The organism is Xanthomonas campestris pv. campestris str. ATCC 33913 (assembly GCF_000007145.1).
GTDB classification, from domain to species: Bacteria; Pseudomonadota; Gammaproteobacteria; order Xanthomonadales; family Xanthomonadaceae; genus Xanthomonas; species Xanthomonas campestris.
This window is the reverse complement of record NC_003902.1, coordinates 760,236-784,217: the sequence shown is the minus strand read 5'-3', so window position 1 is coordinate 784,217 and position 23,982 is coordinate 760,236. Positions and strand designations below refer to the sequence as shown.

The 23,982-nt window shown below is 64.4% G+C and carries 21 protein-coding genes; 10 read left to right on the top strand and 11 right to left on the bottom strand.

The genetic code is table 11. The features are described 5' to 3' along the window. Window positions 1-197: 197 nt before the first annotated feature. Together XCC_RS03390 and xerD are read right to left on the bottom strand one after the other, a co-directional pair. Window positions 198-992 carry a DsbC family protein gene (locus XCC_RS03390; protein WP_011035896.1) on the bottom strand — a complete coding sequence of 265 codons (795 nt, stop codon included), beginning with the start codon at window positions 990-992 and terminating at the stop codon, window positions 198-200. A gap of 251 nt (window positions 993-1,243) precedes the next feature. After that, window positions 1,244-2,215: a site-specific tyrosine recombinase XerD gene (gene xerD, locus XCC_RS03385; RefSeq protein WP_011035895.1), complete on the bottom strand. Its 972-nt coding sequence runs from the start codon at window positions 2,213-2,215 to the stop codon at window positions 1,244-1,246. 87 nt (window positions 2,216-2,302) lie between these two features. Here xerD and XCC_RS03380 point away from each other — a divergent pair, with 87 nt between their 5' ends. Beyond that, the gene (locus XCC_RS03380) at window positions 2,303-2,770 is read left to right on the top strand and encodes an RDD family protein (protein ID WP_011035894.1); all 468 of its coding nucleotides are present in this window, start codon (window positions 2,303-2,305) and stop codon (window positions 2,768-2,770) included. A 207-nt stretch (window positions 2,771-2,977) separates the two neighbouring features. Here XCC_RS03380 and XCC_RS03375 read toward each other — a convergent pair whose 3' ends face one another. From XCC_RS03375 to lptF, 3 genes are read right to left on the bottom strand one after another with little or no spacing between them, the layout of a single operon-like run. Further along, on the bottom strand, window positions 2,978-3,310 hold the full coding sequence (locus tag XCC_RS03375; protein WP_194734184.1) for a hypothetical protein: 333 nt from the start codon (window positions 3,308-3,310) through the stop codon (window positions 2,978-2,980). Further along, window positions 3,310-4,416, bottom strand: a complete 1,107-nt coding sequence (gene lptG, locus XCC_RS03370) for an LPS export ABC transporter permease LptG (RefSeq protein WP_011035892.1) — start codon at window positions 4,414-4,416, stop codon at window positions 3,310-3,312. Before lptG ends, XCC_RS03375 begins: the two co-directional genes overlap by 1 nt. Further along, window positions 4,413-5,495, bottom strand: a complete 1,083-nt coding sequence (lptF, locus tag XCC_RS03365; RefSeq protein ID WP_011035891.1) for an LPS export ABC transporter permease LptF — start codon at window positions 5,493-5,495, stop codon at window positions 4,413-4,415. The genes lptG and lptF overlap by 4 nt, the downstream gene beginning before the upstream one ends. A 107-nt stretch (window positions 5,496-5,602) precedes the next feature. Here lptF and XCC_RS03360 point away from each other — a divergent pair, with 107 nt between their 5' ends. The 5 genes from XCC_RS03360 (at window position 5,603) to XCC_RS03340 (ending at window position 12,482) form a co-directional block, all read left to right on the top strand. Next, entirely contained in the window at window positions 5,603-7,084 is a 1,482-nt protein-coding gene (locus XCC_RS03360; RefSeq protein ID WP_011035890.1) for a leucyl aminopeptidase, read from the top strand. A 114-nt stretch (window positions 7,085-7,198) separates the two neighbouring features. Next, window positions 7,199-7,624 (top strand): DNA polymerase III subunit chi, encoded by a 426-nt coding sequence (locus XCC_RS03355; RefSeq protein WP_005995970.1) that lies wholly within the window; start codon window positions 7,199-7,201, stop codon window positions 7,622-7,624. A gap of 9 nt (window positions 7,625-7,633) precedes the next feature. Then, window positions 7,634-8,866: an AAA family ATPase gene (locus XCC_RS03350; RefSeq protein WP_011035889.1), complete on the top strand. Its 1,233-nt coding sequence runs from the start codon at window positions 7,634-7,636 to the stop codon at window positions 8,864-8,866. 2 nt (window positions 8,867-8,868) lie between these two features. Beyond that, complete coding sequence (locus XCC_RS03345) at window positions 8,869-9,534, top strand: hypothetical protein (protein WP_043921595.1); 666 nt, start codon at window positions 8,869-8,871, stop codon at window positions 9,532-9,534. 113 nt (window positions 9,535-9,647) lie between these two features. Further along, window positions 9,648-12,482 (top strand): valine--tRNA ligase, encoded by a 2,835-nt coding sequence (locus XCC_RS03340; RefSeq protein ID WP_011035888.1) that lies wholly within the window; start codon window positions 9,648-9,650, stop codon window positions 12,480-12,482. 578 nt (window positions 12,483-13,060) lie between these two features. On the opposite strand, the gene XCC_RS03335 is transcribed toward XCC_RS03340, so the two are convergent. The 5 genes from XCC_RS03335 to pssA form a co-directional block, all read right to left on the bottom strand. Then, entirely contained in the window at window positions 13,061-14,203 is a 1,143-nt protein-coding gene (locus XCC_RS03335; protein ID WP_011035887.1) for a pectate lyase family protein, read from the bottom strand. Between the two features lie 237 nt (window positions 14,204-14,440). Beyond that, complete coding sequence (locus tag XCC_RS03330) at window positions 14,441-15,574, bottom strand: pectate lyase family protein (protein WP_011035886.1); 1,134 nt, start codon at window positions 15,572-15,574, stop codon at window positions 14,441-14,443. Window positions 15,575-16,275: 701 nt separating this feature from the next. Next, window positions 16,276-16,758, bottom strand: a complete 483-nt coding sequence (gene rimI, locus XCC_RS03325; protein WP_012439259.1) for a ribosomal protein S18-alanine N-acetyltransferase — start codon at window positions 16,756-16,758, stop codon at window positions 16,276-16,278. Next, complete coding sequence (locus XCC_RS03320) at window positions 16,755-17,222, bottom strand: alanine acetyltransferase (protein WP_011035884.1); 468 nt, start codon at window positions 17,220-17,222, stop codon at window positions 16,755-16,757. The genes rimI and XCC_RS03320 overlap by 4 nt, the downstream gene beginning before the upstream one ends. Then, entirely contained in the window at window positions 17,219-17,992 is a 774-nt protein-coding gene (pssA, locus tag XCC_RS03315) for a CDP-diacylglycerol--serine O-phosphatidyltransferase (RefSeq protein WP_011035883.1), read from the bottom strand. The genes XCC_RS03320 and pssA overlap by 4 nt, the downstream gene beginning before the upstream one ends. 135 nt (window positions 17,993-18,127) lie before the next feature. Here pssA and XCC_RS03310 point away from each other — a divergent pair, with 135 nt between their 5' ends. The 4 genes from XCC_RS03310 to XCC_RS03295 all read left to right on the top strand — a co-directional run bounded on the left by XCC_RS03310 (window position 18,128) and on the right by XCC_RS03295 (window position 22,592). Then, the gene (locus tag XCC_RS03310; protein ID WP_012439261.1) at window positions 18,128-18,526 is read left to right on the top strand and encodes a DUF4124 domain-containing protein; all 399 of its coding nucleotides are present in this window, start codon (window positions 18,128-18,130) and stop codon (window positions 18,524-18,526) included. Window positions 18,527-18,639: 113 nt separating this feature from the next. Next, window positions 18,640-20,334, top strand: a complete 1,695-nt coding sequence (locus XCC_RS03305; RefSeq protein WP_011035881.1) for a proline--tRNA ligase — start codon at window positions 18,640-18,642, stop codon at window positions 20,332-20,334. A 250-nt stretch (window positions 20,335-20,584) separates the two neighbouring features. Next, on the top strand, window positions 20,585-21,952 hold the full coding sequence (locus tag XCC_RS03300) for an IS5-like element IS1478 family transposase (protein WP_011035783.1): 1,368 nt from the start codon (window positions 20,585-20,587) through the stop codon (window positions 21,950-21,952). Between the two features lie 172 nt (window positions 21,953-22,124). Next, on the top strand, window positions 22,125-22,592 hold the full coding sequence (locus XCC_RS03295) for an H-NS family nucleoid-associated regulatory protein (protein ID WP_011035880.1): 468 nt from the start codon (window positions 22,125-22,127) through the stop codon (window positions 22,590-22,592). A gap of 62 nt (window positions 22,593-22,654) precedes the next feature. Here XCC_RS03295 and XCC_RS03290 read toward each other — a convergent pair whose 3' ends face one another. After that, a complete protein-coding gene (locus tag XCC_RS03290; RefSeq protein ID WP_011035879.1) occupies window positions 22,655-23,914 on the bottom strand; it encodes a threonine/serine ThrE exporter family protein in 1,260 nt (419 codons plus the stop codon). Window positions 23,915-23,982: the final 68 nt, after the last annotated feature.

Sequence of the window (23,982 nt, the reverse complement as noted above, 5' to 3'; positions counted from 1 at the left end):
TGCTGTGGCCGGCCAGGCGAGCTTGGTCTCAACCTGGCCTCAGCCCATGCCCTACACAACACGCAGCGGGCAAGTGCGCATGCGTGCAGCCCAGACAGCACAAAGGCCGGGACACTCATGCATCCCGGCCTTCGTTGATGTCCCGCGGCCAGAGACCGCGGTCGTGCGCTACCGGGCTTGGCCCGGCATGACCGCCCTTAGCGGCTGCCGCCCGCCGTGGTGACCGCGCGCTTTTCCAGCGCCTCGCGCAGCTGTGCCGGCGGCAGGTAGCCACCCAGCTGGGTGCCGTCGGGCGCGAAGATCGCCGGGGTGCCGTTCACGCCCAGGCGCTGGCCCAGGGTGTACTCCATCGACACCGGGTTCTTGCAGTCCTTGGCGTTGACCGGCTGGCCGGACTTGGCCGCGGTGAGCGCCTGCTTGCGGTCGGCTGCGCACCACACCGCGATCATTTCCTTGTGGTCCTGGCTGCCCAGGCCCATGCGCGGGAAGGCCAGATATTCCACCGCGATGCCCTGCTTGTTGAGCTCACCGATCTCGCTGTGCAGCTTGCGGCAGTAGCCGCATTCCACATCGGTGAACACCGTCACGGTGTACTTCGGGTTGGCCGGCGCGAACACGATGCGGTCGGCCTTGGGAACGGTCTGCAGCTGCTTGCGGCGGTAGGCCAGCAGGCCCTCGCTGGCGGCGAACTGCTTGTTCTGGATGTCGAACGGCTGCGCCTGGATCAGGTACCGGCCGTCATCGCTGACGTACAGCACCTGCCCGCCGACGACCACTTCGCGGAAGCCCGGGAACGGGGCCGCGCCGATGTAGTCCGGCTTGAAATCCGGGTCCAGCGCCTTGAGCGCGGCGCCCACGCGCTGGTCCACATTGCCCGTGGCCGGTGCGGCGGCAGGCTTGGCGGCGGTGTTGCTCGCGGCCGGCTGCGAAGACTGCGCGCAGGCGGTAAGGCTGATCGCGCCGAGCAATGCGGCGATGGCAAGACGATACATTCACGCATCCAGTGCAGTGGGATGGCGCGATTCTCGCACAGCGCGGATGAAGCTTGGCCGCGTTCGCTGGACCGCTTCGTTGCAGGCGCCGCGCATGCGCCCGATGCAATGGCGGGCGGATCGAAGCGCCCAGAGGCGAACTGCGACGCGGCCGGAGCGAAGCGTAAGTGCCGCACCGGTCGGGAGCATCGGGAAGGCCTAGCTGGCTGCGGCAACCGCTCGCAGCCACCGCACCGCTCGCAATCGCGGCATCAGCCGCGCGGATGATGCCGGGCGTGCAAGGTCTGCAGATGCTGGCGCGCCACCAGCGTGTAGATCTGGGTGGTGGAGAGCGAACTGTGCCCCAGCAGCATCTGCAGCGCGCGCAGGTCGGCGCCGTGATTGAGCAGATGGGTGGCAAAACTGTGCCGCAAACCATGCGGGCTGACCGTGTCCGGGTCGATGCCGGCAACCGCTGCATAGCGTTTGACCAGGCCCCAGAACTGCTGGCGGCTCAGCGGCCGGCGCGCGGCGTCGATGAACAGGGGGACCTGCCCGTCCACCGCTGGCACCGCCTTGCGTTCGGACAACGTGGGCCGCGCGGTCTCCAGATAACGTTCCAGCCAGTGCTGGGACTCCTCGCCCAGCGGCACCAGCCGTTCCTTGCTGCCCTTGCCGGTGACCCGCAGCACGCCCTGGCGCAGGTTGATCGCCACGGCCGGCAGCGTGACCAGCTCGCTGACGCGCAGGCCGGCCGCATACATGAGTTCGAGCATGGCGCGATCGCGCAGGCCCAGCGGCGTGCCGATCTCCGGGGCCGCCAGCAGCGCATCGATCTGGCTTTCGGTCAGGGCCTTGGGCAGCGAGCGCGGCAAGCGCGGCGGATCCAGCAGCGCGGTAGGGTCGTCGCTGCGCACGCCATCGCGCAGGCACAGCGCGTAGAAGCCGCGCAGGGTCGAGAGCAGGCGCGCATTGCTGCGCGGCGCGTAGCGCGCCTCGGTGCGCCAGCGCAGATAGTCGAATAGCGCGCTGCGGTCGGCGCCCTGCAGGCCACCGCCGGCGCCATCGCGCCATCGCGCCAGCCCTTCCAGATCGCGCCGATAGCTGTCCAGGGTCTGGCGCGCCACGCCCTGTTCGGCCCACAACCGATCCAGGAAGCGCTGGATCGCCTGATCGTCCTCCGCCCGCAGGGGCGGCAGTTGCTGGGCACGTTGGCGGCGTTCGGCGGGACTGCTGGCAGACATCGCCCAAGCTTAGGGCCTGCCGCTGCGCTGACGGTAGCCCCGCATCGCCCGCTTGCCCGATCGCCCGCGCCGGCTATGCTCGCGTGCATGACCTCGATCCCTGCCCCGCTGACCGCACGCGCACCTGCTCTGGTGGGCTGGCGACTGCTGGCACTGTGCTACGACGCCTGGCCGGTGCTGGCGCTATGGATGATGCTTTCGGCCGGCTTCACGCTGGGGTTCACCCTGGCCGGGCATCCGGCGCGCGAGAACATCGCCCCTTTCAGCGGCTGGCAGTGGCTGTTGTGGCTGTGCTGCTGGATTGCGGCGGGTGTCTACGCCACGGTGAGTTGGCGCCATGGGGGCCAGACGCTGGGCATGCGCCCGTGGCGACTGTCATTGACCGGCCCGCAAGCCTGCTGGCGCGCGTTGTGGATCCGCTATGCCGTCGGCACGCTGTCGCTGGCCCTGGGCGGCGTGGGATTCTGGTGGGCATGGCTGGATCGCGACCGGCTGACCTGGCATGACCGCGCGAGTGGCACCAGGCTGCAGCGGATCGCAAAAAAACCGACCTGACGTTCCCGGGCAGCGTGAGGTTAGGTGCCGCCTGGACGCCTGCCGTCGCAGCGGGACGCGGCGGCCGCGCAACTATACTTGCCGGTGGCTAAAACCGTGCCAGTTCGACGGCCCAACTACCCGATCAAGGCGCATGGCCGTGCACTGCACCGTGTCACCCAGCGCGTTTGCACGTCTGTCAAACACGGAAACGAGGCGCCCAACTCACTACTTGTCTGCACCGGGGTTGGAAGCATCCTTCCAAAACGGGTGATGACCTCTGATGGTGTCTTCCACCACCTTACCCAACAGGTAGAGCCCCACGAACATGGGCGCCGCCATCAGCACATAGGCCATTGCCCAGGGAAGCCAACCCAGCAGCACTGTCAGGCCCAGGCCTTCTGCGACCATCGACTGCAGCAGCACCGGTAACTGCTTCCACACCAACCGGCTTTTGTAATCGACCTGCGGATCGTGTGCCCAACGCAGGCACTGCACGATCAGGACAGCGTACGGCACGCACAGCACCAGGCCGAAAACACTCAGCCAGCGCTTGCGCATCAGCTGCTGCGCCGCCGGAACAACCACGCCGAGACTCCCAGCATCACCATGGGCGGCAAGGCATAGGCGATGCGGTAGTCGAGCTTGAGCGCACCGGCCATGCGTCCGAAAAACAGCTGCAGCAGCCAGAAGCCCAGCGCGAACAGGATGCCCAGGAACAAGCGCTTGCCCAGGCCGCCGCTGCGCAACGAACCGAACGAGAACGGGATCGCCGCCAGACACAGCGCCAGCACGTTGAGCGGGTAGAACCAGCGGCTCCAGTACTGATCTTCGTAATCGCTGGCATCAAGGCCGTTGCGACGGCGATACTCGATGCTCTGCCCCAGATCATGTACAGACAGGTTGCGCGGCTTGGCCAGGCCGGCCGCCAGCGCCTTGGGGTTGAGCTGCGACTGCCACGGCAATTCGGGGAAGGTCTCGCGCTGCACGGATCGTGCCTGAAAGGTATCACGGCGCACCTGACGCAGCGTCCAGCGGCCCTCACGGTGCTCGGCGACCGCGGCGTAGGTCAGTTGCTGCATCTGCCCGTTTGCATCGAGGTGGTAAAGCCGCACGTCGTGCAGGGTCAACGCAGTTCCGCCATTGTCCAGCAACTGTTCCTCGCCACTGAGTGCATTGAGGAACGTATCGCCTTCGCGCGCCCACAGGCCGGAATACCGTGCCGAGGTCATATCGCTCTGATAGCGGGCGCTGGTCTTGAGCGTATCGGCCTGACTCTGTGCCCACGGGCCCACGGTCTCGCCGCTGATTACCATGGTCGCGGTGAGCAAGGCCATCGCCACCACGACCGAGGCAGACATGCGCTTGCGCGACACGCCCAGCGCCCGCAACGCGGTCAGCTCGGAGGTCGCCGCCAGCTGGCCCAGGCCCATCAGCGCGCCGATCACCGCCGCGGTCGGGAACAAGGTGTAGGCCCGGCGCGGCACCGTGTAGGCGACAAAGGCGATGGCATGGCCAAAGCTGTAACTGCCCTGGCCGATACTCTTGGCCTCGCTGGCAAACGCGTTGACCACGTCCAGGCCCAGCAGCACGGCCCAGGTCAGCAGCACCGTGAACAGCACGGCGCGCCCCACATACCAGTCATGGACCCGCGGCATCAGCTTCATGCGCGCGCCCTCGGCCGCGACAACCGGCCATCGCGGGCATAGGCCCAGATCGATACCGCCAGCAGCGGCAGCGTGAGCCACCACAGCCCAAGCGCGCCCGGCACCTTGCCGTTGGCGATCCACTGGGTGCCGACGATCATCAGGTTGGTGCCGACCAGGTAGGCCAGAAACGCCAGCATGATGCGGCCGTAGCGCTGCTGCCGCGGCGCACTGCGCGACAGCGGCAGGGTCAGCAATGCGAAGGCCAGCGCCAGCAGCGGCGGGGCAAGGCGCCGGTGCAGCTCGGCGCGCGCGATCGGCCGCGCATCCCCGATGAGCTTGAACGTGGACATCACTTCCGGGTCGTTGGCGTCGTGCGCCTTGGTGCGGTCCGGCAGGGCCACATCGTTGCTGGCGAAGGTCATCAAGCGGTAGTCCAGGCCTTGCGCACCAGCCGGGCCTTCGATGCGATGGCCATCTTCCAGGCGCAGGTAGCGGTCGGTCTTGCCCTCGAAGAACATGGCGCCGCGCTCGGCGGTGACCACGTCGATGCGGTCATCCTTCTGGCGCTGCATGAAGACCTTGCCCAGGCCCTTGCCGTCGGGGGAGATGGTGGTCAGGTAGACCACGCCGCCGCCGGACAACGGGGTGAACTTGCCCGATTCCAGGCCGGCCATCACCACGCTGCGGTTGGCGTCTTCCAGCATCAGCTCGGCGGTGCGGCTGGCCCAGGGGCCCAGCCACAACGAGCAGGCGCCAATCACCACCACCACCGGCACCACCAGCCACAGGATCGGGCGCAGCATGCGCCGCGGGCCGATGCCAATCGCCGTGATGACCGCCATTTCTGAATCGCGGTACAGCCGCGCCAGCGCCAGCAGCAGGCCCAGCATCAGCGCCAGCGGCAGGATGATCGGCAGGTAGGCAACGAATTGCAGACCCACCTGGGACAGCAGCAACCGCGCGGGGATACGGCCATCGGCAATATTGCCGAGGATATCCACTAGCACCCCGCCCACGCTCACGACCAGCAGCACGATGAGGGTTGCCAGGAAGCTCTGGGTGAAATCGCTAAGCAGATATCGATCGAGCTTCGGCATAGGGTGGGCTTGTTTTAAACTCTCGGATTCGTTCGCGGCGCCGCCAGCCTAGTCAGGTTGGCGTAAACAGCCCGCGATTGTACGGATTTGCCTACGGAATCTGATCAATGGCCCTGCAATTCACCCTGAACCAAGACGCGCCGGCAAGCGCCCACGTCGACTGCATCGTGGTTGGCGCGTTCGCCGACAAGACCCTCTCGCCCGCTGCCCAGGCGCTGGACAGCGCCAGCCAGGGCCGCCTGACGGCGCTGGTGGCACGGGGCGATGTGGCCACCAAGACCGGCACCACCAGCCTGGTGCATGACCTGCCCGGCGTGCAGGCCCCGCGCGTGCTGGTGGTGGGCCTGGGCGATGCCGCCAAGTTTGGCGTGGCGCCCTACCTCAAGGCCATCGGCGATGCGGCCCGCGCATTGAAGACCGGCCCGATCGGCACCGCCCTGCTCACCCTGACCGAACTGCCCGTCAAGGCACGCGACGCAGCCTGGAACATCCGCCAGGCCGTCATCGTCAGCGACCATGCCGCCTACCGCTACACCGCCACGCTGGGCAAGAAGAAGGTCGACGACACCGGCCTGACCACCCTGGCGATCGCCGGCGACGACGCCCGCGCCCTGGCCGTGGGTATCGCCACCGCCGAAGGCGTGGAGTTCGCCCGCGAGCTGGGCAACCTGCCGCCGAACTACTGCACCCCGGCCTACCTGGCCGAGACCGCGGCCGCCTTCGCCGGCAAGTTCCCCGGCGCCGAGGCCGAGATCCTGGACGAGCAGCAGATGGAAGCGCTGGGCATGGGCTCGCTGTTGTCGGTGGCGCGTGGCTCGGCCAACCGCCCGCGCCTGATCGTGCTGAAGTGGAACGGCGGCGGCGAGGCGCGCCCCTACGTGCTGGTCGGCAAGGGCATCACCTTCGATACCGGTGGCGTCAACCTCAAGACGCAGGGCGGCATCGAGGAAATGAAGTACGACATGTGCGGCGGCGCCAACGTCATCGGCACCTTCGTGGCCACGGTCAAGGCCGAGCTGCCGATCAACCTGGTGGTGGTGGTGCCGGCGGTGGAAAACGCCATCGACGGCAATGCCTATCGTCCCTCGGACGTGATCACCAGCATGTCCGGCAAGACCATCGAGGTCGGCAACACCGACGCCGAAGGCCGCCTGATCCTGTGCGATGCGCTGACCTACGCCGAGCGCTTCAACCCCGAAGCGCTGGTGGACGTGGCCACGCTGACCGGCGCCTGCATGGTGGCCCTGGGCCACCAGACCGCCGGATTGATGAGCAAGCACGACGATCTGGCCAATGAACTGCTGGCCGCCGGCGAGCACGTGTTCGACCGCGCCTGGCGCCTGCCGCTGTGGGACGAATACCAGGGCCTGCTGGATTCCACCTTCGCCGACGTCTACAACATCGGCGGCCGCTGGGGTGGCGCGATCACCGCCGGCTGCTTCCTGTCGCGCTTCACCGAAAACCAGCGCTGGGCGCATCTGGACATCGCCGGCGTGGCCAGCGACGAAGGCAAGCGCGGCATGGCCACCGGCCGCCCGGTCGGCCTGCTGACCCAGTGGTTGCTGGACCGCGCCGAAGGTGGGAATTGAAAATCGGGAATAGGGAATCGTGAAAGCCCTTTCCTTTCAGGCACCGCCGCGACCTTCGAGGTCGCGGCGGTGCCGTGACCATTCCCAACTCTCCTCTCCCGATTCCCTGCCCTGATGCCCCGTGCCGACTTTTACCTGATCGCCAAACCGCGCTTCCTCGACGAACCGCTGCGGCTGGTCTGCGAGCTGGCGCGCAAGGCCAACGATGCCAACCTGTCCACGCTGATCCTGGCGCGCGATGCCGCACAGGCCGAGGCGCTGGATGACCTGTTGTGGGCGTTCGACGACGAAGCCTATGTGCCGCACCAGATCGCCGGCACCGATGAGGAAGACGAACTGGCGCCGGTGCTGATCGCAACGCCCGAGTTCGCCGCGCCCTCGCGCCCGCTGGTGATCAACCTGCGCGACGACCCGTACCTGGGCGCCTGCGACCGCGTGCTGGAAGTGGTGCCCGCCGACCCCGCCGCCCGCGAACCGCTGCGCGAACGCTGGAAGCAGTACAAGGCCCTGGGCCTGGAACTCACGAAATACGACATGTAGGGGAAGGATATGGCATTAATCGAAGGCTTTCGTGTCCGCAACTATCGCGCGCTGCGCGATATCACGCTTGGACGCCTATCTGCTGAACAGCAGGGTGATCCGCTGACTCCTTTCACCGTTGTCATCGGCAAGAACGGTGTCGGAAAAAGCACGCTATTCGATGCCTTCGGCTTTGTCGCCGACTGCTTATCGAAGGACGTGGAATCGGCCTGCGACGATAAACAACGCGGAGGCTTTGAGCGCATGCGCTCCTTGGGAACTGAGGAATCCATACGGTTCGATATCTATTACCGAGAAGCCAAGGGCGAACGCCCCATCACCTACGAGCTGGCCATCAATCTGGACAGCAGCGGGCGACCATTCGTCGAGTCAGAGGTTCTCAAGCAACGTCGCAAAGGACAGAAACACGGCCGCCCCTACCCATTCTTACGCCTGCATCACGGCGTTGGAAAGGTATGGGCTGGCGAAGAAGCGGTGGAAACATCCAGCGGCGAAGAAGATCGCGCTCAAGAGGATGTGGAGCTCACTGATTTGCGCCAGTTGGGAATTGCAACTCTTGGCACATTGAAAGAGCATCCGCGCATCAAGCGTTTCCGCGACTTCCTGAAAGGCTGGCATCTCTCCTATTTCCACCCGGACTCTGCACGCTCCATACCTTCGGCCGGGGCTCAGCGACATCTCGATGTGCATGGCGAAAACATCGGAAACGTCGTTCAATATATGGAACGCGAACATAAAGAACGTTTCAAAACAATCCTTGACCGTATCGCGGCAAAAATTCCTGGCGTGCACAGCATCAGAACAACTGTGACGCAAGACAAACGCGTCCTTCTTCAATTCAACGATGGTGCCTTCAACGATCCCTTCTATGCTGGCCAGATGTCGGATGGAACGCTGAAAATATTTGCATACCTGCTCTTGATGGAAGATCCTGAACCACCACCATTTATCTGCATCGAGGAGCCCGAGAACGGTCTTTACCATCGATTACTCGATTCACTTGCGAGTGAACTGCGAAGCCATGCCACGGGAAAGAAGAACGCCCCACAGATCTTCGTCACCACCCACCAGCCCTATTTCGTAGATGCACTTTCAACCAAGGAAGTCTGGATACTCGAGAAAGGAAAAAATGGATTTTCCACCATTTGCCGGGCGTCCGATATCGATTTGGTGCGTAATCTCGTAGAAGAAGGATTGCCCCTCGGTGGACTTTGGTATGGCGACTACTTGGATACAAAATAAGTATGCATATTGAAGTCCTTGTGGAAGACAGTTCTGGCGCCAAGGTGGTGAGCATGCTGCTGCCAGCCGTCATCGGGCTCCATGGAGAACCGCATACGTGGCGCATCCACCCCTACAAAGGAATCGGACGACTACCAGCCGGCCTTTCGACTACTGCAGACCCTGCGAAGCGCGCATTATTGAACCAGCTTCCCAGACTCCTCAGCGGGTACGGCAGGACGCAAGGCGTAGACGCAGTAGTTGTTGTCTTAGATAGTGATCGACGCGACTGCGCTACTTTCCTGGCCGATTTGAAAGCCGTGCTGCAGCGGTGCAATCCGGCGCCGAAGACTCTTTTTCGCCTCGCGATCGAGGAAATGGAATCCTGGTTCCTGGGTGACAAGCCAGCTGTGCTCGCTGCCTATCCAAAAGCAAGAAAAGAAATACTTTCGGGCTACCAGCAGGACAGCATCTGTGGAACCTGGGAGCTCTTGGCGGACGCAGTTCACCCTGGCGGATCTGCAGCCATCATGAAAGCTGGCTGGCCGCTACCTGGCGAGGTCAAGCATGCATGGGCCGACCATATCTGCCCCAAGATGGATGTAGAGCTCAATCAGTCTCCAAGCTTCTGTAAGTTTCGCGATGGACTGCGTAAGCTGACACAAGCTTATGGCGCAATGAATCACTGACAGATTTTCCAATTACCTTACTTCCCATCTCTGAAAAACGAAAAAAACTGCATTCTGGTGCTAACTAGCGCCGCTTCGATCATTCAAATTTCCAGTCTCCTTTTGATTCCACCATGACACAACTCGCCTCCAGCTACGACCCCTCCTCGTTCGAATCGCGCTTGTACGCACAGTGGGAGTCGGCCGGGCATTTCAAGCCGTCCGGCAGCGGCGAGCCTTACACCGTGTTGCTGCCGCCGCCGAACGTGACCGGCACGCTGCACATGGGGCATGCGTTCCAGCAGACCTTGATGGATGCGCTGGTGCGTTACCACCGCATGCGCGGCTACGACACCTTGTGGCAGGTGGGTACCGACCATGCCGGCATCGCCACGGAAATGGTGGTCTCGCGCAACCTCGCGCTGGAAGGCAAGGGCGAAACGCGCGACACGCTGGGGCGTGAGGGCTTCATCGCCAAGGTGTGGGAATGGAAGGCGCAATCCGGCGACACCATCGAGCGCCAGATGCGCCGGCTGGGCACCTCCAGCGATTGGTCGCGCAGCACCTTCACCATGGACCCGCAGCCCTCGGCCGCGGTCACCGAGGCGTTCGTGCGCTGGTACGAACAGGGCCTGATCTACCGCGGCCAACGCCTGGTCAACTGGGACCCGGTGCTGAAGACCGCCATCTCCGATCTGGAAGTGGAAAACGTCGAAGAAGACGGCTTTTTGTGGTCGATCCGCTACCCGCTCGCCGACGGTGTGACCTACGAACACGTCGAGCATGATGCCGATGGCGTCGAGACCCTGCGCGAAACCCGCGATTACCTGGTGGTGGCCACCACGCGCCCGGAAACCATGCTCGGCGATACCGCGGTGATGGTGCACCCGGACGATGCGCGCTACGCCACCCTGCATGCCGCACAGATCGTGCTGCCGCTGACCGGCCGTCTGGTGCCGGTGATCACCGACGATTACGTGGACCGCGCGTTCGGCACCGGCGTGGTCAAGGTCACGCCGGCGCATGACTTCAACGATTACCAGGTGGGTGTGCGGCATGACTTGCCGCTGATCAACCTGTTCACCGTCACCGCCGCCATCAACGACAACGCACCGGAGCGCTACCGCGGTCTGGATCGTTACGACGCGCGCAAGCTGGTGCTGTCCGAGCTGGAAGACCTGGGGCTGTTGGTGGAAACCAAACCCCACAAGCTGCAGGTGCCGCGCGGCGACCGTACCGGCCAGGTGATCGAGCCGTATCTCACTGACCAGTGGTTCGTGAAGATGGATGCGCTGGCCAAGCGAGGCCTGGAGCTGGTGGAAAGCGGCCAGGTCAAGTTCGTGCCGCCGAACTGGATCAACACCTATCGCCACTGGATGGAAAACATCCAGGATTGGTGCATCAGCCGTCAGCTGTGGTGGGGCCACCGCATTCCGGCGTGGTTCGACGAGGCGGGCAAGTGCTATGTCGGCCACGACGAAGCGCAGGTGCGCGCCACGCATGGTCTGGGTGCAGAGGTTGCCTTGCATCAGGACAGCGACGTGCTGGAAACCTGGTTCTCCTCGCAGCTGTGGCCGTTCTCCACATTGGGCTGGCCGGATGCGCAGGCGATGGATGAGCGCGGTTTCGCCCGCTACTTGCCGTCGTCGGTGCTGGTCACCGGGTTCGACATCATCTTCTTCTGGGTGGCGCGCATGATCATGGCCACCGACAGCTTCACCGGGCAGGTGCCGTTCCGCGATGTCTATATCACCGGCCTGATTCGCGATGCGCAGGGCCAGAAGATGTCCAAGTCCAAGGGCAACGTGCTCGACCCGCTGGACATCATCGACGGCATCAGCATTGAAGATTTGGTGGCCAAGCGCACCAGCGGCCTGATGCAGCCGCGCATGGCCGAAAAGATCGAAAAGGCCACACGCAAGGAATTCCCGGACGGCATCATCGCCCACGGCGCCGACGCGCTGCGCTTCACCATCGCCGCACTCGCCACGCATGGCCGCGACATCAAGTTCGATCTGGGCCGCGCCGAGGGTTACAAGAATTTCTGCAACAAGCTGTGGAATGCCACGCGCTTCGCACTGATGAACACCGAAGGCGCACAGTTCAGCGGCGTGCCGCAACCGCAGACCGAAACCGAACGGTGGATCCTGGCGCGCCTGGACGCGGTGGCCGCCGAAGCACAGGCGCATTACGCCAATTACCGGTTCGACCTGCTCGCGCAAACGCTGTACGAATTCGCCTGGAATGCGTTCTGCGATTGGTTTGTCGAACTCGCCAAGCCTGCGCTCAACGGCGCGGTGCAGGACGCCGCCGACAGCACCCGCCACACGCTGCTCTACGTGCTGGAAGCACTGTTGCGGCTGCTGCATCCGCTCACCCCGTTCGTGACCGAAGAACTGTGGCAGCAGGTGGCGCCGCGCCTGGGCATTACCGGTGACACGATCTCGCTGCAAGCCTTTCCGCAGCGTGGCGATGTCGACACCAGCGGTTACGCCGGTGCAGAAGCCGATATCGAATGGCTCAAGGCGATGGTCTCGGCACTGCGCCGCGTGCGCAGCGAATTGAACGTGCCGCCATCCAAGCAGGTGCGCCTGTGGTTGCAGGCCGGCAGCAGCGACGACCGTGCGCGCGTGGCGCGTTTCGCCTCGCAGCTGGCGTTCCTGCTGAAGTTGGAAGCCATCGACTGGCTGGCCGCCGGCCAGGAGGCTCCGCCGGCCGCCGCTGCCATTGTTGGCGAGCTCACCTTGCTGGTGCCGCTGGAAGGCCTGGTCGACATGGATGCCGAACGCACCCGCCTGGACAAGGAGATCAAGCGCGTGGAGAACGAGATCGGCAAGTGCAACGGCAAGCTCGGCAACGCCACCTTCGTGCAGAACGCACCAGCGGCGGTGGTCGAGCAGGAACGCGCACGCTTGAACGACTGGACCACCCAGCTGACCGGTCTGCGCGAGCAGCGCGCCAAGCTCTGAAGCAACGACGCCTGCGCCAGATGGCGCAGGCGTTTGATGCATGCACTGTCCGCAGCCATTGGGCTGCGGCACTTACCGGTTAAAATCAGCGATCACAACGACTGCGCAGGCGCCAGGCGGACGCGACGTTTTGTTAGCCGGTCTAAGGTCCTCCGGCGCCCCTATACGCCAGCACCGCCGCAGCCACGGCCGTGCTCGGCAACCGACTGTACGCATCACGCGGCTTCCAACCGATCGCGGTAGTGAGCATGCACACCATCCGCGCGCCGTTGATCTGCTCCACGCGATCGAGATCGGTGCGGCCACCGATGCCCTGCACTCCATCCCTGCAACCACGGGTCCCACCGATCCGGAACACGTCGTGCTCCGACAGCAGCGCCGACTGAATCGCCAGGCCGTGCGCGTCGTTAAACGAGCATCCGGGTCGGCCTTGTCACCCACGCTGCGCGGCCTGCCACGCAGGCCATCGGCACAGCACACACGCCATTGCACACAACGCACAACGCCTGCATCGCTGCAGGCGTTGTGTGCTGCGTTCGCACCGCTGCATGACGCAGCGGTGCAGGATGCGCTCGGCGTTACAGCTTGCCGGCGCCAGCCTTGGCCTTGACGTCCGCTGCCACCTTGTTGGCCGGCAGGATGTTGTAGGTATACGGCGGCTTCCAGCCGATGTTGCTGTTCCAGCTGCAGGTCAGTGCCTTGCCGTTGATCAACGAGCCCTGGTCACGGTACACGCTGCCCTTGTAGTCGCCAGCAATCTTGGTGCAGCTGCTCACGCCGCTGATGTCGAAGGCATTGTTCTCGGAGAAGATCTTCGATTCCTTGCCCACGCCATGCGCATGCGAGAACGGGTACACCTTATTGCTGGTGCTGCCGAGGTGGTAGTTGTTGTACAGATGCACCTGGCCGAAGCGTACGCGCGGCGCACGTGCGGCAATGTCCTGGAACAAGGTGTTGTGGATGGTGACCTTGAGCTTGCCGGAGTCGGTGCTCGATGCACTGTCGCTGGAGCCGATCAGGCTGTTCTTCTCGTGCGACTTGAACACCGAATACGAAATGGTCACGTAGTTGGCGCCCTTCTTGACGTCCATCGCACCATCGTGATGCTGCTTGGGGCGGCCGTTGGCGGTGCCGTTCTGATCATCGGTGCGGCGGCCGTCGGTGAAGGTCACATGGTCCACCCACACGTTGCTGGCGCCTTCCACGGTCAACCCGTCGTATTCGGAGTTCCAGTTGCCTGCATCGCCGTCGTCGGCATCCCACACCGGCTCCGGATCCCACGGATTCTCGATGGTGAGATTGCGCACAATGACGTCGTTGGCCTTGACGTAGAAAAAGCCTTCGCGGATTTCGGCATTGGTGCCGACGCCGATCAGGCTGGTCTTGGTCGGCACATCCAGGCGACCACGGCTCTTCATGTCCGAGGTCTTGGTGTAGGCCTTGCCTTCGCTGATGTCGATGACACCCTTGATCTTGATGATGCGGCCGTTGCTGCCGGCCTTGGCCTTCAAGGCCGCCTTGAGCTGGGCCGCGTTGGTGACGGTGTAAATGTCTGCCGCCGCCGCCTTGGAGCCTCCCTTGGTGCCGCCGTTCTGGGTGGCCCAGCCGGTGGTGGCCACTTCCAGTGCAGGGTCTGCCGCATACGCGGTGCCCGACAACAACGCAGCGCCCAGAACGACGCCCACAACCGTACGACCCACAACTGTCGATGCAGTCGACATGGTGTTGAATTCTCTTGAATGAGTGATGCAATGACACGTCGCATGCGCGACGCGCTCCCCGTGACAGCACTGCATCCGCCCAGGCCGAATCGGCCAGTCCCCTAGCGGACACGACCGATGCTATCGGTTATGTAAATTATTTAAAAGTATATTTTCGCTATGCTGCACGTGCACCCTCGGCATAGCTGCAACCCATCACGTGCAGTGCCCGTTGCCGGGCACTGCACGTGGTAACGCTTACAGCTTTCCGGCACCTGCTTTTGCCTTGACGTCGGCGGCGACCTTGTCGGCCGACAGCAGGTTGTAGGTATACGGCGGCGTCCAGCCGATGTTGGTATTCCACGAGCAAGAAAGCGCCTTGCCGTTGAGCAACGAGCCCTGATCGCGGTACACGCTGCCGCCGTAGTCGGCAGCGATCTTGTCGCAGCTGCTCACGCCACTGATCTCGAATGCGTTGCGCTCGGAAAAAATCTTCGATTCCTTGCCGACACCATGCGCATGCGAGAACGGATACACCTTATTGCTGGTGCTGCCGACGTGGTAGTTGTTGTACAGGTGCACCTGACCGAAGCGCACACGCGGCGCACGTGCGGCGATGTCCTGGAACATGGTGTTGTGGATGGTGACCTTGAGCTTGCCGCTGTCGGTGCTGGAGGCGCTGTCGCTGGAGCCGATCAAATCGTTCTTCTCGTGCAGCTTGAACACCGAGTACGAAATGGTCACGTAGTTGGCGCCTTTCTTGACGTCCATCGCGCCATCGTGGTGTTGCTTCGGGCGGCCGTTGGCGGTGCCGTTCTGATCATCGGTACGGCGGCCATCGGTGAAGGTCACGTGGTCCACCCACACGTTGCTGGCGCCTTCCACGGTCAACCCGTCGTATTCGGAGTTCCAGTTGCCCGCGCTGCCATCGTCCGGATCCCAGACCGGCTGCGGATCCCACGGATTTTCGATGGTGATGTTGCGGATGATGACGTCGTTCGCCTTGACGTACATGTAGCCTTCGCGGATTTCCGCGTTGCTGGTGATGCCGATCAAGGTGGTCTTGGTGGGAATGTCCAGACGCGCGCGGCTCTTCATGTCGGCCGTGGTGCTGTAGGCCTTGCCTTCGCTGACGTCGATCACGCCGCTGATCTTGATGATGCGTCCGTTGCTGCCAACACTGGCTTTCAACGCAGCTTTCAGCTCGGCAGCGTTCTTGACCGTGTAGATATTGGCGGCCGCGGCTTTGGAGCCGCCCTTGGTGCCACCGTTCTGCGTGGCCCAGCCTGTCGTGGCAACTTCCAGTGCAGGATCGGCGCTGGCAACGCCAATCACCAGCAACGACCCGACAAACAGCGACGCGGCGGCCGCCGTTGAGAATTTCGGCTTCATCTTGATGTCTCCCTCGGATAAGTTCGACGCACCGCGCAGCGGCACATCGCTCGACTAGAGCGCGCGGAACGTACTTTTCATCTGTGTACTTTTCAGTTTCCGCGACACGGATACTAGGAGCATCGCAATCGGTTGTATCTAGGCGATGTGTCGATGTGCACGCGCTGTCACGCAAACGCTTGCGGGACATTCAAGAGAAGACAAAACGCGATGACGCAGACACGCGGAGACAGCAGCGAGGACACTGCAATGCAACATCACGTGCAGCGCGTGGTGGCGTGCAGCAGCGCAAGCACGATGTGTGATCGCGGATGTGAGAGGGCACATCAAGCAGCGCGATCAGGACACATCACTGAGCGCTGGAGACCGCACAAACGCAGCAAAACGCATTGCCGGTGACGTGCACTTCCGTGCGATGTGCAGCGCAGTGATCGATCATGCGCACACACGTCCAATACCGCGGGGTATCAATCAGCGCGTGCGTCGCATGATGAGCAGAAGTGGCCGCACGCACGTTGCGTTCGCTTCGTCAGCTGTGACGCATGCACACACGCATGCCGTGCAAGCGCGTACACCTGCATGCGCGTTCGATGATGGTGCCGAGCGTCAGCACATACGCGCCCGCCACGCAGCGGCGCGGCCAGCCTTCAATCAGTCAAGTCACACCAGGGCGTCGCAAAGCCTGCGCGCCACACGATCGGTCAGGAGATGCCTTCGAAGAACAACTCGATCGCCATCACCAGGGCATCTTCGCGCCCGGTGTGCGCGGGGTAGTAGCGCGGACGTCGCCCGATCTCGTTGAACCCTTCGGAGTGGTACAAGGCAATCGCCGACGGATTGGACGGGCGCACTTCCAGGAACGCGCGCCGCGCGCCACGGTCGCAGGCCGCCTTGATCAGCGCGCGCAGCAACACACGGCCGTGCCCTTGCGACTGTGCTTCCGGTGCAATGCAGACGTTGAGCACATGCGCCTCGTCGGCAGCAATGCTGATCACGCCGTAGCCAATGATCTGCCCGGCCTGCTCCAGCACCCAGCCCGGATACCCGGCCTGCAGGCAATCGCGAAAAATGCTGCGCGTCCACGGAAACGGATACGCGCGGCGCTCGATGTCCATCACCGCGTCCAGGTCGCTCTCACGCATCGCGCGCAGGGCAGTGGGCATCGGCGCGTTCATGGCGCTCACGCCGGGCCCTGGCGCCGGCGCAGGGCGCGCAGCTGCGGCCACAGCGCGCGCTTGGCGGCCGGGTTGCCGCGCAATTCGGCCAGAGGCCAGGAGGCCATCAACGCCTGGGTCTGCGGATCACCGGGATTGCAGCCGGATGCACGCAACAAGGCAATCTGCAATCTGTCGGGCATGCCCACACGGCCACGCCGCGGTGCGGCAGGCGCGGACGGTCGAACGCTGACATCGGCAGGTGGCTCGGACGGCGCAGCCGGTGCGTTGCGGCGTGCGGCAGGTGCTGCGCTGGGCGCAGGCGCGGCGTGTTGCGGGCGCGTAGGTTCACGCACCGGTGCCGGCGCCTCGGCCACGGCAGGCGCCGGTTCGGGCTCCACCGTGTCGCGGTCCAGATACACGGTGTGGCCCATCGCCTGCAGGCAGCTCACCTGCAGGTCCGACCACACCGGCGCGACGGCCATCTCGCTCATGGCAGCTCGGGCGTCCTGCGTCCGCGCCGCCACAGCCACATCACCGGGCCGGACAAGGCGTACAGCACGCCGATCACCAGCAGCGAGCGTGCCGGGTCGATGACCAGCAGCGCGATGACCACCGCCGCGATCGCCAGCGCCAGGAACGGCACCCGGTCGGCACGCGGGCCGCGTTCGCCGCCCTTGAAGCTCCAGAAACGGATCCGGCTGACCATCAGCAACGCCGACACCACGGTGACGCACAGCGCCACATAGCGCAGCTGCTCGCCATCCAGGCCCAGGCTGTCGTCGGCGAAGGCCCACACGAAGGACATCATCAAGCCGGCCGCGGCCGGGCTGGCCAGGCCGATGAACCAGCGTTTGTCGACCACGCCGACCTGGGTGTTGAAGCGCGCCAGCCGCAGCGCGGCGCAGGCCGCATACAGAAACGCCGCCGACCAGCCGACCCGGCCCATCACGCTGCTGTCGAACTTCAGCGCCGACAGCGACCAGTGATACATCACCAGCGCCGGCGCCATGCCGAAGCTGACCAGGTCGGCCAGCGAGTCGTACTGCACGCCGAATTCGCTGCTGGTGTTGGTCAGGCGCGCCACGCGGCCGTCCAGCCCGTCCATCACCGCGGCCACGAACACCGCCATGCTGGCCTGCACGAACTGGCCGTTGGCGGCAGCAATGATGGCGTAGAAGCCGGAGAACAACCCGGCGGTGGTGAACAGGTTCGGCAGCAGGTAGATCGTGCGCGAACGCGGGGGCGGTCTCATTTCATCCATCCGGCAAGTGTAGGGCCTGAGGTCCGTCCGGCGGTAGCGCGGCCCGGCCTGATGCGCCCTGCCGGCCCATCGATCACTTGCCACGGCGGTCGCTGAATGCTGCAATCGCCGCGGGAATCATCTAGGGGAAGCCTCATGCACCTGTCGTCCGGGCTCTGCGCCCTGTTGATGCTGGTCAGCGCCGCCGCCGGCGCCACCGATCTATACAAGTGGAAGGACGCCAAGGGCGTGACCCACTACACCGAGACCCCGCCCCCGACCGGCCAACGCTACGAGTCGCGCCGGATCGACGCGCGCAGCGGCACCGCCGCCATCGCCGCCCCGGAAACGGCCGCGCCCGAATCGGCCGACTGCCTCACCGCACGCCGCAATCTGGAGCTGCTCAGCGGCAAGGGCGAAGTGACCATGGGCGCCGGCGACGGCAAGCCTGGCACCCCGCTGGACCCGGAAGCGCGCGCCGCGCAGCGCAATCTGGCCGAGGCCGCCGCCAAGGCCTATTGCAAGCCGGCACCGGCCGGCGGCCCAACCACCTGAGCCCTGCGCACCGGCCACGCGCCGGTGCACGCAACGCGCCGCCGAGGCATCGCCGATGACCTGCAGGGCACGACACTGGCAAACTATCGGCTTTCCGCCTCAAGCGAAGCCCGATGCGTCTTTCCCAGTTCCACCTGCACACCACCAAGGAAACCCCGGCCGACGCCGAGCTGGTCAGCCACCGTCTGATGCTGCGCGCGGGCATGATCCGCAAGCTGGCCTCCGGGCTGTACACCTGGTCGCCGCTGGGCTTGCGCGTGCTGCGCAAGGTCGAGGCCATCGTGCGCGAGGAAATGAACCGCGCCGGGGCGGTGGAAGTGCTGTTCCCCACCATCCAGCCGCGCGAGCTGTGGGACGCGACCGGCCGCTGGGAAAAGTTCGGCGGGCAATTGCTGAAGATCAAGGACCGCAAGGAACAGGAGTTCTGCTACACCCCGACCGCCGAAGAAGCCGCGGCCGAGTTCGCGCGCCAGGAAATCAACAGCTACAAGCAGCTGCCGCTGAATTTCTACCAGATCCAGACCAAGTTCCGCGATGAAATCCGCCCGCGTTTCGGCGTGATGCGTGCACGCGAGTTCCTGATGAAGGACGCCTATTCGTTCCATCTCACCGATGCGGACATGGCGCGCGAGTACGACAACATGCGAGCCGCCTATATCCGCATCTTTACCCGGCTGGGGCTGGAGTTCCGCGCGGTGCAGGCCGACTCCGGCGCAATCGGCGGCGATGCCTCGCAGGAATTCCATGTCATCGCCGAATCGGGCGAGGACTCGCTGGCGTTCTCCACCGGCTCGGACTACGCAGCCAATGTGGAAACCGCCAGCGCCGCCCTGCCCGCACCGCGCCCGGCTGCCGGCGAGACCCTGCAGCGCGTGGACACACCTACCCAGAAGACCTGCGAAGACGTGGCCCAGTTGCTGGGCCTGCCGCTGCAGCGCACGGTGAAGTCGATCGCGGTGATGACCACCGCCGGCTTCGTGCTGGTGCTGGTGCGTGGCGATCACGCCGTCAACGAGCTCAAGCTGGCCAAGGTCGCCGGCATGGCCGACTACCGGCTGGCCAATGAAAGCGAGATCCGTCAGCACCTGGGCAGCGAGCCCGGCTTCCTGGGCCCGGTGCAGCCGGCCCAGCCGATTCGCATTATTGCCGATCGCGACGTCGCGGCCATGGCTGATTTCGTGGTCGGTGCCAACGCGGTAGGCGTGCACCTGACCGGGGTCAACTGGGGCCGCGACCTGCCCGAACCGGAGACCGTGGCCGACGTGCGCAATGTCGTGGACGGCGACCGGGCCAGCGACGGCGGCGAGCTGCGCCTGACCCGCGGCATCGAAGTGGGGCATGTGTTCCAGCTCGGCAGTAAATACGCCGAAGCGCTGCAGGCCACCGTGCTGGATGAAAACGGCAAGGCTGCGGTGATGAAGATGGGCTGCTACGGCATTGGCATCTCGCGCATCGTGGCGGCGGCAATCGAACAGAACCACGACGACGCCGGCATTGTCTGGCCCGCGCCGATGGCGCCGTGGAAGGTGGTGGTGTGCGTGATCAACCCCAAGCAGGACGCGCAGGTGGCTGCCGCGGCCGGTGACTTGCTGGAGGAATTGATCGCCGCCGGCATCGACGCGGCGTTGGACGATCGCGGCCTGCGACCGGGCGCCATGTTTGCCGATATGGAACTGCTGGGCGTTCCGCACCGCGTGGTGGTGTCCGAGCGTGGATTGGCGGCCGGGACTTTTGAATATCGCGCCCGCACCGCCGAATCGGCAGAAAACCTGGATAAGGCCGGGTTATTCTCCCGGCTTGGGAACTGATCAAACCCGGGCAATATCCTCCCGCTGGATGAACGCACTGCGCCGAAGTAATTCGGCGCATTTGTCATATGGGTTTTCTGTCATTATGATGGCCGGCGCTGCCACGGAATGGCATTCCGAGAGCAACTAACAAGTCGCCCCTGAAAAACCCCCAATCACCCAACGCCCGCAAGGCCTTGATGTCTGCAGTGGCGTGCCAGAACTACCAGTTTTCGCTACGCTGAAGGCTGGTTTCTGGCAATTTCCACTCATGCATACACGCCGTCCTGCTGCCGAGCACATGCCTGCCGAGGAGTTGTTTCGTTCGCGCCTGGAGAACCAGATCGATCTGCGGCATCCGCTGGCGCAGCTGAGCCAACGGATGCCGTGGACGGCGTTGGAGCAAGCACTTTCATCGCGCTTGCCGGCCACCCAGGCTGGTGGCGGTCGGCCGGCATTGCCGGTGCGGCTGATCGCCGGTTTGCTCTACCTCAAACACGCCTACGACCTGTCCGATGAGGCGGTGTGCGAGCGTTGGCTGGAAAATCCGTATTGGCAGTTTTTCACTGGCGAGGTCGTGTTCCAGACGCGCTTGCCGTGCGATGCCAGCTCGCTGACGCGCTGGCGTCAGCGGCTTGACGAAGCGGGGATGGAAGAGTTGCTGGCACACACCATCAACGCTGCACATGCCATGCAGGCGGTGGACGCACGCGAGTTGTCGCGGGTGATCGTGGACACCACGGTGCAGGAAAAGGCGATTGCCTATCCGACCGATAGTCGGTTGCTGGAGGTGGCACGCAAGAAACTGGTGCTGCTGGCCAAGCGTTACGGCATCGGGTTGCGGCAGAGCTACGCACGGCAAGGTCCGGCCCTGAGCCGCAAGGCGGGCCGCTATGCGCATGCACGCCAGTTCAAGCGCATGCAGCGCGTGCTGCGACGTCAACGCACGGTCTTGGGGCGGGTGTTGCGCGATATCGCGCGCAAGCTGGACCAGGTGGAACCCGGCGTGCGCGAGCGCATCGCGGTCTGGCTGGAACGTGCGCAACGGCTGTACACGCAGCGTCCGAAGGACAAACAAAAACTGTACGCATTGCATGCCCCGGAAGTGGAATGCATCGGTAAGGGCAAGGCGCGTCAAGCGTACGAATTCGGCGTCAAGGTCGGCATTGCGGTCACCGCCTGCAAGGGATTGGTCGTGGGTGCGCGTAGCTTCCCGGGCAACCCGTACGACGGCGACACCTTGGCCGAGCAGCTGGAGCAGACACGCGGGTTGCTGCAGGATCTGAGCGTAGAACCGACGGTGGCGATCGTGGACCTGGGCTATCGCGGGCGCGAGGTCGATGGCGTGCAGGTGCTCCATCGTGGCAAGGCCAAGACGCTGACGCGACGGCAATGGCGCTGGATCAAACGACGGCAGGCGGTGGAACCGGTGATCGGACATCTGAAAGACGACTGCAGGTTGCGTCGCTGCAGGCTGAAAGGTGCACAAGGCGATGCGCTGCACGTACTCGGCTGCGCCGCCGGCTACAACCTGCGCTGGCTGCTGCGCTGGATCGCGTTTTTGCGTGCCTGGATGCGGGCGATGGGATGGCCATCCTTTAGCGCCGTGCCGCTGTCGCCGATGACACTTGGTGCTTGAAGGGGGTTTTTCAGGGGCGACTAACAAAGCGTGACGTGCGGTTTGGGATGGTGCGCAGGATTTCGCATGGACGCGCTCCAGAGAAAACCGATGGCAGGCCGCGCCTGCCATTCGAATATGTCGCCGTTTTGTTAGTTGCTCTTAATTTCCCTCTCAATTTTCCGGAGTAGTGATGTCGATCGATCTCACCGGCCTGTCGGCCAAGCAGTTGGGCGCACTGATCAAGAATGCAAAGAAGCAGCAGACGGTGGTCGCCAAGCGCGCGCCGATTGCCAAGGTGCGGACCCAATTGACCCGCGCCGCGAAAGCCCAGGGTTATTCCATTGAAGAATTGTTCGGCGCCGCCGCCAGTGCCGGCCCGGGCCGTCCGGCCGCCGCCGGCAAGCCGGGTCCGCGTGCCGGACGCAAGCTGGGCAAGGTTGCACCGAAATACCGCAATCCCGCCAATGCCCAGGAAACCTGGACCGGCCGCGGCAAGCAGCCGCGCTGGCTGGCTGAATTGACCGCTGCCGGCAAGAAGGTCGAAGACTTCCTGATCAAGAAGGACGGCGGCGCAAAGCCGGCAAAGAAGGCCACCGCCAAGAAGGCCACGCGCAAAACCGCCACCAAGCGCGCGACCAAGAAAGCCAAGGCTGCGTGATTCAAGGCAAATAAAAAACGCCGGCACTGCCGGCGTTTTTTATTGGGCGCCGTTCGGGCCTGTCATAAATTCTTGCGGGCCGGGATCAGCAGATTGCCAAACAGCAATCCGGCCACCAAAGCCATCACGATATTGGTGACCGCCAATAGTGCAGCTTGGCCGACGGTGACATCCTGCTGCTGCACCAGGGTCAAAAACCCGCGCAAACTGGTGCTACCGGGCACCAGCATGATGATGCCCGGCAACCGGATCAGCGCACCGGGTTTTTGCACCACACGTCCAAACAGATTTCCGGCGGCGGTCAATGCCATCGCCGATGCGAACACGCCGGCCGGCCCGCCCCAGGCATGCCCGGCATAACGTGCGATGACATACCCGGACATGGCCGCCGCCATGATCCACAGATAATCGCGGCGATTGGCCTTGAACAGCACCGCGAACGCATACGCGGCCACCAGCAGCGAGGCCCATTCCACCCAGCCGGCCTGTGGGCGCACCGCGGCGACCTGCGGGTTCAAGCCCACCAACTGGGTCAACGTCACCGCAATCACCGCGCCCACGGTGAGCTTGAGCACCGTGGTGACCGCACCGGCCAGGCGCGCCGTGCCCGACACCCAATGCTGGCTGGCCAACTCGTTGAACGCATTGGTCAGCGACATACCGGGCAGCAGCACCACCAGCGAGGCAATGATCACCGTATTGAGATTGAGCGGGCCGACCAGCGAGGCCACCAGCGCAGCGACCACGCCGGCCAGCAGCCCGGCCAGTGCTTCGCCGGCCTCCTTGGTGGCCGGGCGCTTGTCGGTGTACTGGGTGAGCAGCCCGATCGACATGCCGATCACCCCGGCGGTGGCGATGTCCAGCCACGGCAGCTTCCACAGCCCGGCCACCCCGGCCGCGGCCAGGCCGAACGCCAGCACCTGCAGGGCCTTGCCGCGCCGGTCCGTCTCGCGGTCAAGACGGCGCAGGGCCGTGTGGCCCTGGGCAATACTCATGCGCCCGCTGGCGACGCTGTCGGCCACGTAGTCGGCGACGCTGAGTTTGTAGAGGTCGTTCTCGCCCGGCGCCAGGCGGATCACGCGGGTGATGTCACTGGAGCCGATCGACTTGGTCGGGTCGCTGAAGCTCAGGATGATGCCGGTGGGATTGGACCAGGGCTCGCAATCCAGCCCCAGTTTCTGCGACAGGCCGATCACCGCCGCCTCGAGCCGCTGCGCGGTGGTGCCATAGGAATGCAGGCGCCCGGCGATTTCCGACACGAAGGCGACACGTTGCGCGTAGGTTGCGCCGGCGGACGATGGAACAACGGTGGCAGCAGACATGCGTGGCGGGTCGGATCGAAGCGGCGCCTGGGCGAGGACGCCAGTGTATGCGCAGCACGCCTGGCCCG